The organism is Aeromonas sp. R7-1, from assembly GCF_040908115.1.
GTDB lineage: Bacteria > Pseudomonadota > Gammaproteobacteria > Enterobacterales > Aeromonadaceae > Aeromonas > Aeromonas caviae.
The window spans coordinates 61,903-76,083 of record NZ_JBFODD010000049.1; the positions used below are offsets into that span (position 1 = coordinate 61,903).

Below are 14,181 nucleotides of genomic sequence, written 5' to 3' on the forward strand. Positions count from 1 at the left end.
AAAAAAATACCCGGCGATGCCGGGTATTCGAGTGCCATATGCGGCTTTATCACAGAGGCTTAACACTCGGTGATGTTGACGGCAAGGCCGCCCCGGGCGGTCTCCTTGTACTTGGTCTTCATGTCGTTGCCGGTTTCCCACATGGTTCTGATCACCTTGTCCAGCGACACCTTGTGCTCGCCGGTGCCGCGCAGGGCGAGGCGGGCGGCATTGATCGCCTTGACCGCGCCCATGGCGTTGCGCTCGATGCAGGGCACCTGCACCAGGCCACCGACGGGATCGCAGGTCAAGCCCAGGTTGTGCTCCATGCCGATCTCGGCGGCGTTCTCGACGATGGCGGGGCTGGCACCCAGCAGCTCGGCCAGGGCACCAGCGGCCATGGAGCAGGCCACGCCGACCTCGCCCTGACAGCCGACCTCGGCCCCCGAGAGGGAGGCATTCTTCTTGTAGAGGATGCCGATGGCGGCGGCAGTGAGGAAGTACTGCATCAGCAGCTCGTCATCCACCTTGCGCACGAAGCGATCGTAATAGTGCAACACGGCGGGGATGATGCCGGCGGCGCCGTTGGTCGGCGCCGTCACCACGCGGCCTCCGGCGGCGTTCTCCTCGTTGACGGCCAGCGCAAAGAGATCCACCCACTCCATCACCATCAGCGGATCCTTGTTGAAATTGGTCTCGCCACAGAGCTGGCGATAGAGGGCGGGAGCCCGGCGCTTGACCTTGAGACCGCCTGGCAGCACCCCCTCGCTCTTGCAGCCACGCTCCACACACCCCTGCATCGCCTGCCAGATCTTGCGAAGCCCGGCCTTGATCTCCGCTTCCGAGCGAAACACCTTCTCGTTGGCCAGCATCAGCCCCGAGATGGAGAGGCCGCTCTCCTGGCACTGGGCCAGCAGTTCGGCGCCGCTCTCGAAGGGATAGGGGATGGGGTGGGCGGCATCGAAGCGGGCCGCCTCTTCCCGGGCGTTGGCGAAGTGACTCTCCTCGATGATGAAACCGCCCCCGATGGAGTAGTAGGTCTGCTCGAACACAAGGGTGTCACCCTCATAGGCGCGCAATGTCATGCCGTTGGAGTGGGCGGGAAGGGTCTTGCGCCGGTTGAAGAGGATGGCGCCGATGCGGGGAAATTCGCTGGGTTGCTCACCGCCCAGGCAGAGGGTCTGGGTCTGCTCTACCTGGGCGAGGAAGGCGGGAATGGCCTCGATGTCCACGGATTCGGGTTCAAATCCGGCCAGTCCCAGGATGATGGCCTTGCCGGTGCCGTGCCCCTTGCCGGTCTGGCCCAGTGAGCCGTAGCACTCGACGACGACGCGTCCGGTACGGGAGAGGAGTGCGTTCGCTTTGAGGGTCTGGATGAAGGCGCAGGCGGCCCGCATCGGTCCCACGGTATGGGAGGAGGAGGGGCCTATCCCGATGGAAAACATGTCGAAGACACTGATCATGACGTACTCCAATTATGGATTTCGTCTAAACATTGTAAATTTTTTGTAGTCGTTGAAAAGGGGAGAGATAGCGGGGTGTGATGGCGGTAGGGAAATGGGCGCGGGAGAGACGCGCCATGGGGGAGCCGCTCGGCATCCCATGGCGCCCGTGATACATCAGTCGAGGAACTCGCACAGATAGGCGGAGGCGATCTTCACTTCCAGCTTGAAGGAGGAGTGACCGGCCACGTCGAAGGATTCCCCCTGCTGGTAGGTGTGCCACTCATCTTCGTCGGCCAGCTGGATGGTGAGGGCGCCCTTGATCACCGTCATGCGCTCCGGGGCGGCGGTATTGAACAGGTACTCGCCCGCTTCCATCACACCAACGGTAGCTTTCTCGCCTTTTTGCTCGAAACCGATGGATTTAACATTTCCGTCAAAATATTCGTTAACTTTCAGCATCTTTTCTTCCCTGTATGCACGTTTGCAGAGCCAACGTAGCACACTGTTTTGGATGTTGTCATGGTAAAAGGAGCAAAAACAGCCGTGTCTCTTTTGAGGCTTTACTTTCTCATAAAGTTATCAATGCATTTCGTTAACGGATTCTGATGTAAAACGGGGAGCAAATATGAGATAAAGCGCACCGCCAGAGCAATGGAGAGGATTTGACGCTCTGGGTGGTCATTTACGCTGTAAAAGTGTGAGTAATTGCTAAATAAAGGAACATTCTGTGTTAACAAAAGGATTAATCAAAAACATCGGCTTCCAGGTAGTGGTGGCCATGGTGCTGGGCGCGCTGGTCGGGGCGCTCATGGGAGAGCAAGCCACGGTGTTTGCGCCGCTCGGCACCCTGTTTATCCAGCTGATCAAGATGCTGGTGATCCCGCTGGTGGCGGTGGCCATCCTGTCCGGGGCCGCCAACCTGGGGGCCAGTCCCGCTGCTGGCAAGATTGGCGTCACCACGCTCGCCTTCTTCCTCGGCACCTCCGCACTGGCGGTGTTCCTGGCGCTGGTGATGGGTCAGGTGTTCAAACCCGGTGTGGGCGTTGACTTTGGCGCCACCGCGGCCATGTTCTCCGGCGACTACGCCGACAAGGGTGCACTGCCCGATGCGGTGGCCACCCTGCTTGGCATGATCCCGACCAACGTGTTCAGCGCCTTGAACGAGGCCAACATCCTGCAGATCCTGGTGTTCTGCATGTTCCTCGGCATCGCCCTGGCCAAGCAGCCCCGCGAGCGCGCCAAGCCGCTGGTGGACGGGCTCAACACCCTGGTGGACGCCTTCGTCTGGATGATCAACAAGGTGATGCTGATCGCCCCCATCGGCGTCTTCGGCCTGATGGCCGACGCCATCGGCACCTACGGATTTGACGTGCTGACTCTGGTGCTCAAGCTGTTCGTCGTCTATGTCGCCGCCATCCTCATCTTCGGCTTCGTGGTCTATCCGCTGCTGATCGCGTTCTTCTCCAACACGCCGGTACGCAAGTACTTCTCCGCGATGAAGAAGCCGCAGATCGTGGCCTTCTCCACCGCCTCTTCCATGGCGACCCTGCCGGTCAACATGGAGACCTGCGAGCGCGATCTGAAGGTGACCAACGCCACCGCTTCCTTCGTGCTGCCGCTGGGCGCCACCATCAACATGAGCGGCAACGCCATCTATTACGGCCTGGTCGCCATCTTCTTCGCCCAGGTCTACAACATCGATCTTTCCATGGGGGCCTGGGCGGCGATCATCGTCACCTCCACCCTGGGTGCCATCGGTCAGGCCGGTGTACCGGGCCCGAGCTTCCTGGTGGTTGCCGTGCTGCTGGCGGCCGGGATCCCCATCGAGGGTCTGCCGCTGCTGTTCGCGCTGGATCGTCTGTTCGACATGATCCGGACCGCGCTCAACATCACCGGTGATGCGGCCTGCGCCATCATCGTCGACCGCTACAGCCCGGATTACGATCCGAACCGCTGGAGCAAGGAGGCCTGATATCGGGTCGTCCACCGTGCATGACAAGAGGGAGGCTTCAAGCCTCCCTCTTTCATTTGTGTCTATTTGCTGGCGGTGTTCCCCGCTTGCCTCGCCCGTCTGCGTGACTCAGGGGGAGAGGTGTGCCAGGGCCTGGCGGCAGCGCTGCTCGGCCGCCTCCAGCTCCAACAGGACCATCTGGATATCTTCCAGCTGCTGCTGCAGGGTCTCCCGCTTGTCGGCCACCAGCCCCAGCATGGTCTGCAACTGGGAGCGGCTGCTCTTGTCCGCATCGTAGAGATCGAACAGCTCCCGGATCTCTGCGAGGCTGAAGCCCAGACGCTTGCCACGCAGGGTCAGCTTGAGCCGCACCCTGTCCTGACGGCTGTAGATCCTGTGCTGTCCCTGGCGGGTGGGGTTGAGCAGGCCCTGATCCTCGTAGAAGCGGATGCTGCGGGTGGTCACATCGAACTCGCGAGCCAGTTCGCTGATGCTGAAGGTGCGGGTGTCGTCCCTGGATTTGGTCATGGGGCTGTCTTGGCTGCCATCTGGTTGTCAATACAGGCTGGCACCTTACCCAAACGTCAACTTCCCCGCAAGTCTTGTTCCCGTCGCGGCCACGGCATATGTTATCCCGATGTAACAAGGAGAGTGCTATCGATGGATATCGTGATTGTGGCGGCCAAACGTACCCCCATGGGGGCCTTCCAGGGGGCCTTGAGCGGGCTCGGTGCCCCCGAGCTTGGCGCCTGCGCCATCCGCGCCGCGCTGGCGCAGGCCGGGATGACGGGGGAGCAGGTCAATGAGGTCTATATGGGCAACGTGCTGAGCGCAGGGGTCGGCCAGGCGCCAGCCCGCCAGGCGGCGCTCAAGGGGGGGATGCCGGACAGCGTGCCCTGCACCACCATCAACAAGGTATGCGGCTCCGGCATGAAGGCGGTGATGCTGGCGGCGGACAGCCTGCGCCTGGGGGAGGCCGAGGTCGTGGTGGCGGGGGGCATGGAGAGCATGAGCCGCGCCCCCTATCTGCTGGACAAGGCGCGCAGCGGTTTTCGCATGGGGCACCAGAGCGTGCTCGATCACATGTTCCTGGACGGTTTGCAGGATGCCTACCAAGGCCATCTGATGGGTCATTACGCCCAGTTGAGTGCCGATCGCAGCGGACTGACCCGGGCCGACATGGATGCCTTTGCCATCGCCTCCCTGGAGCGGGCGCTGACGGCGCAGCGCAGCGGTGCCTTTGCCGCGGAACTGGCTCCCGTCATGACCGCTGACCACACCCTGCTGCTGGCCGAGGATGAGCAACCGGGCAAGGCCAGGCCCGACAAGATCCCCGGCCTCAAGCCGGCCTTCAGCAAGCACGGCACCATCACGGCGGCCAATGCAAGTTCCATCTCGGACGGGGCGGCAGCTCTGGTGCTGATGCGGGGCGAGAGCGCTGCCCGGCTCGGATTGCCGGTGCTGGCCAGGGTAGTGGGTTACCAGAGTCACGCGGCCTTGCCGGCGGAGTTTACCAGTGCCCCCGTCGGCGCCATCGACAAGTTGCTGGCACGGGTGGGCTGGTCGGTGGAGGAGGTGGACCTGTTCGAGGTGAACGAGGCATTCGCCATGGTGAGCATGCTGGCCATGGCAGGGTGCGGCATCCCCCATCACAAGTTGAACGTGAACGGCGGGGCCTGTGCGCTGGGGCACCCTCTTGGCGCCAGTGGCGCCCGCATTTTGGTGACCCTGATCCATGCCCTGCGTGCCCGCGGGCTCAGACGAGGGGTGGCGAGCCTGTGCATCGGGGGAGGGGAGGCAACGGCCATCGCCATCGAGGCAGGCTGAATGCGTGGGTGAGATTGCTGCGGGTTGATGACATGACAACGTCCCTTCAAGAGGGACGTTGTCATGTCTGGCGGGAGTGGACCGGTTGCTCTTCCATGGCCTGAAGCTGCTGGTTGACCCAGGCGGTGGCGCTCAGATAGAGGTGGCTGACTTTCTCTTCGTTGAGGCCGAGCCGGACGGTGTTGGCGGCGACCCGCTGCCAGTCGGCTTTCTCGAAATCTTCACAGAACGCCAGGTAGAACCCGAGCTTGCCCTTGCGGGTGAGCAGGGCGGCACGAATGTCATCGGTCAGGGGAATGGAGCCGAGCAGCTGATCCAGCGGTTCTCCCATGAGCACGTCCAGCAGGGAGAAGAGGCCGGTGACAAAGGCTTGCTGTGCCTGCTCTGCGGGCGCATGGGTCTGGGCCAGCAGTTCGCAGAACCGGGCTCTGATGAGGGACATCTGGTGGAGTTCGGCGCTCTTTTCACTCCCCGCACTGGTGGCGGCGATCAGGGCGACGAAGCGCTTGAGCTGGGCGTGCCCCAGGGAGCTTGCGACCTGGCGAAACGAGGCGATGGGTTGTGGGAAGCGCTTGAGGTGGTTGATGTAGCGCAGCAGCTTGAGAGAGAGGGTGAGATCCTGATTGAGCAGTTGCTCAATCTTGTCCAGATCCGGTTCGGTCTGATTGACCACCTCGAGCAGTTGCATCACTACCAGCTGGGCCGGTGGTATGGTGGGCTGTTGCACCATCTGGGGGCGGCTGAAGAAAAATCCCTGGAACAGGGTAACGCCGAGCTGCTTCATCCGCTCGAACTCGGCCTGATCCTCGACTTTCTCGGCCAGATAGGTGAGGGGCAGGTGGCGATGATTCGCCATGAAGTGCTCGATGCAGGGTTGCGGCGTGCTGCGCAGGTCGAACTTGATGATATGGATGTAGGGGAGGAACCTGTCCCAGTCTGAGACCATGGTGAAGTCATCCAGCGCCAACCGATAGCCCAGCCCATAGAGCTGGATCACTTTCTCCAGCAACGCATCGTCGGGCTCGGCATCCTCCAGGATCTCGATCACCACCTTGTCACGGGGGAGGCACTCGGCCAATCCATCCAGCAACAGGGAGTGGGGGAAATTGATGTAGCAGGGGTGATCTCCGATGAGCTGATCGATGTTCTGCTGCAAGAACTGCTCGGCAACCAGCCTGGAAGTAGCCTGCTGTGCGGAGACGGAGGGAAATACATTGTCCAGGCTGTCGCGAAACAGCAGCTCATAGGCTTGGGTGTTCAACTCCCGATCCAGAATGGGCTGCCTTGCTACATAGGAATACATGCATCTCTCCACCATGGTTACAGGCTTGATTCTATGGTGAAGCGGATCACTATGCCAGTGCCGACCGGTCGGGAAGGTCAACAACTGGCATACTATTTGTCAGGAAACCCGGGGTGTCAGAACAGGTAGTTGAGCTGCAGGCCGGCGAGCCAGGCATCCCCTTCCGAGGTGCCATTGAAGGTGGAGGTGGTCTGGGGGATGCCGGGCCTGAGCTGCATGGTTTCGCTCACGTCCACCTTTTTGCCGTCGATCAGGGTCAGCCCCAGATCCAGCGAGAGGTGGCGGTCAATCTGGTAGCCCACGCCAGCGCTGTACCAGACCCGATCCGAGTCGGGGATGGAGATGGTGCGGCGATCCGCCGGGACCGGGCTGCGGTCGTAGGCGATACCGGAGCGCAGTTGCCACTGGGGGGCCAGCTGGTAAGTCATCCCCAGGGCATAGCGCCAACTGTCTTCCCAGTGCTCCTCCTTGATGTGCATGGTGCCGTGGTGGTCGAGCTCGGATTCGAGCTGCACGAACTTGCTCCAGTTGGTCCAGTTGATGCTCGAATGCAGCGCCAGGGCCGGGGTGAGTTGATGGAACAGAGCCAGCTCGGCGGTGGCGGGCAGGGGCAGATCCAGGCTGCCGGTATCGGTGAAGGGCTGGCCCTTCTGATCGATGCCGATGGCGTCACCGGAGAGGGTCAGGGTCACGTCGTGGCGATAGGAGAGACCGATGCGGGTTGCCTGCGACAACTCAAGCAGGGTGCCCAGGTTCCAGCCCATGGCCCAGCCATCCCCTTTCAGGTGCTTGGCTATCTGGTTGTTGGAGGGGAAAGTGCCGCCCACTTCCCCTTCCCCCTGAATGGCGGAAAGACCTGCCCCGACGGACCAGATGTTGTTGATGCGATAGGCCAGGGAGGCCCCCAGATCCATGGTCTTGATGTCGGAGACGTTGCCGAAGTGACCGGCGTTGTAGTTGTCCGGCATCTTGACCCCGAGTCCGTAATAGGAGGTGGCGGCAAGCCCGAGGCGCCATTGCTCGTTGAGGGGCACGATGAGATAGGCGTTGGGTACCCAGGCGTCACCCGCAATGTCGTGGGCTCCGGCATCCAGACTGACCGGCCCCTGGGGGGTAGGCACCCGGGTGGTGCCCTCTATGTTGACGTCGGGGTGCACGTGGATGACGCCGCCGGAGAAGGCCAGGGTATCGAATCGGGTCATGGCGGCGGCATTGCGGGAGAGCACGCTGGCATTGTCGGCGATGGCGGCCTCACCCGCGAAGGCACGCCCCATGCCGGTGGCGGATTGCTCCGCGAGCTGGAAGCCGGCAGCCTGCACCTGGCTCGACAGCAGCAAGAGGGCAATAAGGGAGGGTTTGAACGTCGGATGCATGGTCTTTCCTCGGGATGAACTGGGTGTTCATTCTGTTATTCGGTTGGGGCCGGGATTTTATATGGTATGACCAGCAAGGCAACGGGGAGAGAGGAGCGTGGTGCAAAACGGGATTAAATGCTGAAAGGAATACCCATAACAGTTTGATAAAAAAAGAAAAGAGTACAGTTGTTTACTACAGCTGTGCGCTCAGATGGCGAAGTTGGATAAAAAAAGAGCGCCCAGAGGCGCTCTCGATGATGACATGAAAATCAGAATTTCATGTTGAACTGGGCGGAAGCCAGCAGGGCGTTGCCATGGGAGGTGCCCTTCCAGCGCAGCGCATCGCTGTGGTTGCGCAGGCCTTCGTTCACGTCCACTTCCTTGCCGTCCAGATAGGCCATGCCGAAGTCGAGGCTCATGTCCGGATTGATGTGGTAGGTGGCACCGGCGCTGTACCAGATACGGTCGGAGTCAGGAATGCTCAGGCTGCGGTATTCCGGCTCGATGGGGCTGTTGTCGTAGGCGAAGCCGATACGGGCTTCCCAGGACGGGTTGACGTACCAAGTACCACCCAGGGCGTAACGGGCAGAGTCCTTGAACTTCTCGTCTTTTTGCAGGCACACGCCGCCGGCGCAGTTGCTGCTGGTGGCCTTGAGCTCCTGGAAGGCGCTCCAGTCGGTCCAGTTCACGGAGTAGTGGACAGCGAATTGCTGGTTCAGGCGGTGGTAGCCTGCGAACTCGGCCTGGGCCGGCAGATCCAGCTTCAGGTTGCCATCGACGACGCGGTTGCCGGAGGTGGCGCCCTGGAAGTCGCCGTCAAAGCTCAAGTCCACCTGGGAGCGGTAGGTCAGGGCGAGACGGTTGTTGTCGTTGATCTCGTACAGGGTGCCGACGTTCCAGCCAAAGCCCCAGGTGTCGCCCTTCAGGTGAGCCAGACGGGTATCGGAGTTGGCGCCCGGAATGGCGGCGGAAAGCGCACCGGCATAACGGTTCAGCTCGGCGGCGGCGTAGACGGCATTGATGCCGGCACCGACGCTGAAGCTGGAGTTGATGCGATAGGCGATGTTGGGGTTGATGTTGAAGGTCAGGAGCTCGGTGTCACCGGCGCCGGCACCGGCCGCGAAGGTCTTGGAATATTCGGTGGAGAGGCCGTAGTTGGAGAAGAGGCCGATCCCCCAGGCCCACTGATCATTCAGGGGCTGGATGAAGTAGGTGGCCGGCACGAAGGCATCGGGGGCGATGTCGCTCTCGCTGGACGGAGCCAGCTTGGTGGGGCCGGCATAGATGTCGCCAGCCACATCCACGTCGGGCTTGATATAGGTGCCGGATACAGACAGTGCCATCTTGTCGAAGGTGGTCATGGCCGCCGGGTTGCGGGACAGCACGGCCGCGTTGTCGGCGATGGCTGCTTCACCTGCGTAGGCGCGACCCAGACCGGAGGCCGAGTGCTCGTTCAGCTGGAACGCGGCGGCGAAGGTCTGGGTGCTGGCCAGGGTCACGGCCGCAGCGATCAGGCTTTTCTTGAAAAAGGCAGTTGTCATAGTGTTCTCTCTTTGTAAGCAGATTTTCTGTCGACATCGCGGCTCTTTGGCGGCTATTGACGACATGATCTGTTGTTATGTCAGCTTCTTCCCATTCATTGCTGGCGTGATTCTATGGATCTGGTAGGAGGTAAGAAATCAGACCAGTGACAGCAGAATACATAAAAGTTTCCATTGTGTTAATCATTTGTTTTAACTTGCCGTTTTATTAGGCTGATTTATCTATTATTGGATAAATAAAGCACAAATGGTGCCGTTTGCGTCATTTAAAATAAATGGTAAAAATGTGACTTCGCGCGGGCAATGGGCGGGAACATGCGGGGATGTGGGGATGAACAGGCAGACAATGAGGATGTCTGCCTGTGATGTGGCTGAGGCGGAGGACGAGTCAGCCTGGGTCAAGGTCTGTTAAATGGACCAGTGCAGGCGTGACTCAAGCTGGCGGGCAACCGGGGCGAGGGGCTCCTGCATGTCTCCGATGAGCACCATGTTGGCCCCCTTGAGCGGCAGTATCTCCCCCTTGAGGGTCCCGTCTGCAAAATCGGACTGGATCGTCAGTGGCAGATGCTTGGGGACGAGGAACAGGGTGACCGGTCCCATCTTGCCCTGCAGCACCATGTGCAGGGCCGGTCCCTGGTAGAAGGCGCAGTGGTTGACATAGGTTACCTTCATGCCCGGCATCTCGCTCAGGGTGGCGCCATATTTCTCCATTTTCGCGTTGATGGTGTGCAGGCTGACCCGCTCATCCACCGCATGAATGAAGGGCTCTTCCCCATAAACGTGGGACATGGCGACTTGAGCCAGCGACAGGGTGTCCGGTGCCACAGGCCAGCTGATCCAGCGGGTGCTCATGCCGAGCAGGAAGGCGACCGAGGCCGCGATGGCCAGAGCGCGCCATTGCGTGCGTGCAGGAGTGACGGGCAGCGGGACCACCTGCTCCTCTTCGGCTGCCATCGCCTGCCTGAGCAGGATCCGCTCCGCAAGACCGGCCGGTACGTCCACTTCCAGAGTGCTGCGCACCTGGCGCTCGAGCTGCTGCATCTCGTCCAGATGCTTGCGATTGGCCGGTGACGCCTCGGCGGCTTTCAGGAAGGCGGGATCCCTGTCCGAGGGGTGAGTGATGGCCCGGCGGCGAAATTCAAGCTCATCCATTGGTGTGTCCTCTCTGTTGTTTCGCAGACTCCATGGCCTCTTTTATCTGGTTGCGGGCGCGAAACAGCCTTGTCATGACGGTGTTCTTGTTCAGGCCGAGTTGCTCGGCGATCTCCTCCCCGCTGAATCCCCCCAGAACCTGCAGCAGCAGCGGCTCCTGATACTCGGCAGGCAGGCGCGCGATGTGGCGCCTGAGCCATTCGTGCTCCATCTCCTGCTCGCTTGGCAGGACACCCTGATCCCGCAGGGGGTGCTCGTCGAGGTCGACGAGATCGAACTGCTTTCGCTCAAAGCGGCGGGCATTCTCCCGCCGCAATATGGTGATGAGCCACGCCTTGGCAGCCTTGTCGTCCAGCAGGGTATCTATCGCCTTCCAGGCGCGCAGGAAAGTCTCCTGCACCAGATCCTCGGCGATTTGCGGATCCCGGCACAGCCAGTAGGCGTAGCGGTAGATGTCCCCGTGCAGGGCGTGCACCAGGGCTTCGTACTTGGTTTGTTTGTCAGCCATCTCCCCATAGACCGGAGAAGTGCAGGGATCCTTTCCCGTGTCGGCCCTTTTTCTTCTGAAAAAACCTAACGCCATAAAGGGGTGTCCTGTTTCATGAGGGGCGCATCATGCACGCATCCACGCCAGTATTCGAAGACCATAGGCTATCGCAAAGCTCTCCCTGGTGCACAACTCCCTGGCGAGCGCCTGCCTGGGCAGGTGTTCGCCAGGGACTCGCTTGGGGGAAAAACAGGCCCGATCCAGGTCGTCCAGCAGCGCCCCCATGGCGGGGTCGCGGTGACAGGGCAGCCTGGCCAGATGCAGGCAGGGGGTGTCCCAGCGCAGGACGGCCCAGGTCAGCAGGGTTTCCCTGGCCTCGTCAGGAGAGCCCGTTGCGAGGGCCCGTTGCAGGCGATAGAAAGCGCGCCAGCGCGGCCAGCGGCGCATGAATGCCCGCAGCAGGATGGCCAGGAGCACCCAATAGAGATACTGGATCCCTGGTGCGGGGGAGGCGGGAGTGGCGCTCTCCCTTGCCGTGAACACCAGAGAATGTGCGGGCAGGCGCACCTCCTCGATGCGGCCGCTCTGGGTGTTGAACCAGCGCAGGGTCTGGGGGGGCAGCACATAGCGCCCCGCCTCGTCGGCGGTCAGGGCCTGGCGCCACTGGCGCTCGAAGCGAAGCGCCCCCTCGGCCACGAATCGCTCCTGTTGCTGCTCGCCGTCCGGCTTCATGGAGAGGCCGGCGGGCAGGGGCGGGGCCGGCAAGGGGGGCAGGCGGTTGCCATCCCCCCCTTCCATCACCAGGGTGAGGGTGCGGATCACCGGCTCACCCACCTTGGCCTGGGCCGGGCTGAACTGCTGGCGCAACACCAGGCTGCTCGCCACCGGCTCCAGGGGGGCCTTGTCCACCTTGATGAAGAGGGTCGCCGCCCTGGCGGACAGCAGATCCCCCGCGTTGCCCGGCGCGGTCGCACCGGCCGCATCCTGGTGCGGCAACCGCCCCTGAAAGCGGGGGGATTCGACGGGATGGAACCCGGGCCCTTTGGCCTGCAGCAGCCATTTTCGCGTGAGACGCCCGGGCAGGCCGGGGCTGGCGGGAGAGTCCCAGCGATCCTCGCCGAGGCGGCGAATGGTAAAGGCCGGGGTGATGGGCTCGCCGAGGTTGGGGGCCTCCAGGTTGGCAGGCAGCCAGAGGGTCAGCTCATAGATGAAGGGCTGGCCGGGGTAGAGATTCCCCTCATGGAGCACCCGGGTCTGCAGCTCGACCGGAGAGAATACCGGGTCTTGTGCCGGCATCAGGGTGCCGTCCAGGGAACGTGTCGGTACCGCCAGGGAGGGGGTGAGATCGGCGCCAAGGGGCAGGGAGGGCACCTGGTGCGGGCTGGTATCGAGCAGGTGCAGGGGGATCTGCCAGCGGGTCAGGCTGCGGCTCTGGGCACTGACCCGCTGGATGCTGACCCGCCCGACCGCAAACTGGCGCAGCAGCGGTTGCAGGTTGAGATCCTCATCGCGGTGCAGCCCGTCGGCCTCGATGACGAGCAGCCAGTCGCGCTCGCTCGCCCCCGGCAAAAGCTCGGCCTCGACAGGGGCGGCCTGCACCCGCATGGCGCACAGGGCGAGCAGCAGCCAGCAGCCGATCCGGGGGGAGAGCAAGCGCAGTACGAGGATCACCAGGGCTCCTCCACCTTGATCAGGGGGCGGCGCAGGGCCTCCTTGCGAAGACGCTGCTCCAGCAGCAGCACGGGGGGCGCCGGGGGGCGGGGAGCCTCTGAGGCGCGGGCGGGGTCGGGAGTGTCGGCCTGCTCCGGGGCATTTGCCGAGGGCGCCGACTGCGGCGGGTTGGCCCGCAGCAGGGCCAGGTTGTGCAAGGCATCCCCGTGCCCAGGTTCAAGGCGAAGGGCGCTCAGATAGGCCTGCTCCGCGGCGGCAAGATCCCCGAGCCAGACCAGGGCATTGCCCCTGTTGTAGTGGGCGGTGGCGCTGTTTGCCCTGCCATAGGCGGCGACGGCCCTGGCGTAATCCCCGGCTCTATACCAGGCGTTGCCTTGCCAGACCGGATCCTGGAAGGCGTTGGCCGCTTCCCGATAGTGTCCCTGGCGATAAGCCTGCCAGCCTGCTTCATCTTGTCGGGAGGCCGCCTGCAGGGAAGGGGGCGCGAAGCCAATGACGAGGATCACCAGCAGCCAGTGGGCGCCGATCCGTGCCAGCAGCGCCAGGGGGAGCAAGGGGATGAGCAGCCAGGGGCCGAGATCCCGGGATTGCCCCTGCGTCAGGGTCTGGCCCATGGGCAGGGGGGCAAAGCGGGGCAGGCCGGAATCAAGCCAGGCCAGCCTGCCTCCGGTACTGGCGGCAAGGGCGGTCATGGCCTCCTCGTCGGGCGCCGGCAAGGTGTGGCCGATCGGGCTGCCGAGCTGCCAGCGCTCGGCAGCCACGCCGGGCTGCCGGGTCTCCTTGCCCCCGCTGGCCAGCAGGATGTCGAGCCGCGGGGCCGAGCCTGCCTTGCAGAACAGGTCATTAAGGCAGGGCCAGAGGGCGGCGATGCGATCGCCCGCTGTCCCGGAGAGGCCGTCGGTCACGAGCAGCAGACGGGCGGACTGGCCCGGCGGGATCAGGGTGAGGGCCAGGGCCACGGCGCGCTCGGGGGCGCTGCCCTGGACAGGCATGATGGCCGGGCGCAGGTCTGGCAGCAGCAGGGCGATGGCCTGATGATCCCGGGTGGGAGGCATGGCGAGGTAGGCATCTCCGGCAAACAGAATGAGGGCGATGGGATGGGCCGCGTCCTGCCGCGCTATGTCGGCCAGCATCCCCTGCAATCCCAGCCTCACCCGGGTTGCCCGGTCCGGCGCCAGATCCTGTGCCAGCATGGAGTCGGAGAGATCCAGCAGCCAGATATCGAGGGCCGGGCTCGGCATGGGGAGACTCTGCTGGCGCAGGGCGGGGCCCGAGAGCGCCAGGATCACCGGCAGACAGGCAAGCCAGCGCCAGGGGATGGCCCGATGGCGGCTCGGCAGCAGATAGGCCTGCATGGCCGGGGAGAGCAAGCCGGGATCGCGGCGGCGGCGCCACCCCTGCCACAGCCAGGGGAGCAGGGCCAGCAACCAGAGGGGGCGCAGCAAGATCAGCTCCATGGTGCCACCGTCA

At 63.0% G+C, this 14,181-nt stretch carries 12 protein-coding genes; 2 read left to right on the forward strand and 10 right to left on the reverse strand.

Going from position 1 to position 14,181, the window contains the following annotated elements:
- Window positions 1-59: 59 nt before the first annotated feature.
- Window positions 60-1,442 (reverse strand): L-serine ammonia-lyase, encoded by a 1,383-nt coding sequence (locus tag AB5Y51_RS13265; RefSeq protein ID WP_010674652.1) that lies wholly within the window; start codon window positions 1,440-1,442, stop codon window positions 60-62.
- A 156-nt stretch (window positions 1,443-1,598) separates the two neighbouring features.
- Window positions 1,599-1,883 (reverse strand): pyrimidine/purine nucleoside phosphorylase, encoded by a 285-nt coding sequence (locus AB5Y51_RS13270; protein ID WP_010674653.1) that lies wholly within the window; start codon window positions 1,881-1,883, stop codon window positions 1,599-1,601.
- A 268-nt stretch (window positions 1,884-2,151) separates the two neighbouring features.
- Here AB5Y51_RS13270 and AB5Y51_RS13275 point away from each other — a divergent pair, with 268 nt between their 5' ends.
- Window positions 2,152-3,396 carry a dicarboxylate/amino acid:cation symporter gene (locus tag AB5Y51_RS13275; protein ID WP_041215213.1) on the forward strand — a complete coding sequence of 415 codons (1,245 nt, stop codon included), beginning with the start codon at window positions 2,152-2,154 and terminating at the stop codon, window positions 3,394-3,396.
- 108 nt (window positions 3,397-3,504) lie between these two features.
- On the opposite strand, the gene AB5Y51_RS13280 is transcribed toward AB5Y51_RS13275, so the two are convergent.
- Window positions 3,505-3,903 (reverse strand): MerR family DNA-binding transcriptional regulator, encoded by a 399-nt coding sequence (locus tag AB5Y51_RS13280; protein ID WP_010674655.1) that lies wholly within the window; start codon window positions 3,901-3,903, stop codon window positions 3,505-3,507.
- A 132-nt stretch (window positions 3,904-4,035) separates the two neighbouring features.
- Here AB5Y51_RS13280 and AB5Y51_RS13285 point away from each other — a divergent pair, with 132 nt between their 5' ends.
- Window positions 4,036-5,202 (forward strand): acetyl-CoA C-acyltransferase, encoded by a 1,167-nt coding sequence (locus AB5Y51_RS13285; protein WP_368178571.1) that lies wholly within the window; start codon window positions 4,036-4,038, stop codon window positions 5,200-5,202.
- Between the two features lie 61 nt (window positions 5,203-5,263).
- On the opposite strand, the gene AB5Y51_RS13290 is transcribed toward AB5Y51_RS13285, so the two are convergent.
- The 7 genes from AB5Y51_RS13290 to AB5Y51_RS13320 all read right to left on the reverse strand — a co-directional run bounded on the left by AB5Y51_RS13290 (window position 5,264) and on the right by AB5Y51_RS13320 (window position 14,168).
- On the reverse strand, window positions 5,264-6,505 hold the full coding sequence (locus tag AB5Y51_RS13290) for an EAL and HDOD domain-containing protein (protein ID WP_368178572.1): 1,242 nt from the start codon (window positions 6,503-6,505) through the stop codon (window positions 5,264-5,266).
- Between the two features lie 116 nt (window positions 6,506-6,621).
- Window positions 6,622-7,878, reverse strand: a complete 1,257-nt coding sequence (locus tag AB5Y51_RS13295) for an outer membrane protein transport protein (RefSeq protein ID WP_109112699.1) — start codon at window positions 7,876-7,878, stop codon at window positions 6,622-6,624.
- 251 nt (window positions 7,879-8,129) lie between these two features.
- The gene (locus AB5Y51_RS13300; RefSeq protein WP_041211385.1) at window positions 8,130-9,401 is read right to left on the reverse strand and encodes an outer membrane protein transport protein; all 1,272 of its coding nucleotides are present in this window, start codon (window positions 9,399-9,401) and stop codon (window positions 8,130-8,132) included.
- Window positions 9,402-9,809: 408 nt separating this feature from the next.
- A complete protein-coding gene (locus tag AB5Y51_RS13305) occupies window positions 9,810-10,553 on the reverse strand; it encodes a DUF3379 domain-containing protein (RefSeq protein WP_041215209.1) in 744 nt (247 codons plus the stop codon).
- Window positions 10,546-11,136: a sigma-70 family RNA polymerase sigma factor gene (locus AB5Y51_RS13310; RefSeq protein ID WP_029314498.1), complete on the reverse strand. Its 591-nt coding sequence runs from the start codon at window positions 11,134-11,136 to the stop codon at window positions 10,546-10,548. The genes AB5Y51_RS13305 and AB5Y51_RS13310 overlap by 8 nt, the downstream gene beginning before the upstream one ends.
- A 30-nt stretch (window positions 11,137-11,166) precedes the next feature.
- Complete coding sequence (locus tag AB5Y51_RS13315; protein WP_368178596.1) at window positions 11,167-12,645, reverse strand: hypothetical protein; 1,479 nt, start codon at window positions 12,643-12,645, stop codon at window positions 11,167-11,169.
- 62 nt (window positions 12,646-12,707) lie between these two features.
- The gene (locus tag AB5Y51_RS13320) at window positions 12,708-14,168 is read right to left on the reverse strand and encodes a tetratricopeptide repeat protein (RefSeq protein ID WP_368178573.1); all 1,461 of its coding nucleotides are present in this window, start codon (window positions 14,166-14,168) and stop codon (window positions 12,708-12,710) included.
- Window positions 14,169-14,181: the final 13 nt, after the last annotated feature.

Coding starts and splice junctions, on each gene's coding strand:
- AB5Y51_RS13315 (WP_368178596.1), bottom strand. CDS start 12,645: ATGCGGGTGCAGGCCGCCCCTGTCGAGGCCGAGCTTTTGCCGGGGGCG.
- AB5Y51_RS13285 (WP_368178571.1), top strand. CDS start 4,036: ATGGATATCGTGATTGTGGCGGCCAAACGTACCCCCATGGGGGCCTTC.
- AB5Y51_RS13270 (WP_010674653.1), bottom strand. CDS start 1,883: ATGCTGAAAGTTAACGAATATTTTGACGGAAATGTTAAATCCATCGGT.
- AB5Y51_RS13265 (WP_010674652.1), bottom strand. CDS start 1,442: ATGATCAGTGTCTTCGACATGTTTTCCATCGGGATAGGCCCCTCCTCC.
- AB5Y51_RS13310 (WP_029314498.1), bottom strand. CDS start 11,136: ATGGCGTTAGGTTTTTTCAGAAGAAAAAGGGCCGACACGGGAAAGGAT.
- AB5Y51_RS13290 (WP_368178572.1), bottom strand. CDS start 6,505: ATGTATTCCTATGTAGCAAGGCAGCCCATTCTGGATCGGGAGTTGAAC.
- AB5Y51_RS13295 (WP_109112699.1), bottom strand. CDS start 7,878: ATGCATCCGACGTTCAAACCCTCCCTTATTGCCCTCTTGCTGCTGTCG.
- AB5Y51_RS13300 (WP_041211385.1), bottom strand. CDS start 9,401: ATGACAACTGCCTTTTTCAAGAAAAGCCTGATCGCTGCGGCCGTGACC.
- AB5Y51_RS13320 (WP_368178573.1), bottom strand. CDS start 14,168: ATGGAGCTGATCTTGCTGCGCCCCCTCTGGTTGCTGGCCCTGCTCCCC.
- AB5Y51_RS13305 (WP_041215209.1), bottom strand. CDS start 10,553: ATGGATGAGCTTGAATTTCGCCGCCGGGCCATCACTCACCCCTCGGAC.
- AB5Y51_RS13280 (WP_010674655.1), bottom strand. CDS start 3,903: ATGACCAAATCCAGGGACGACACCCGCACCTTCAGCATCAGCGAACTG.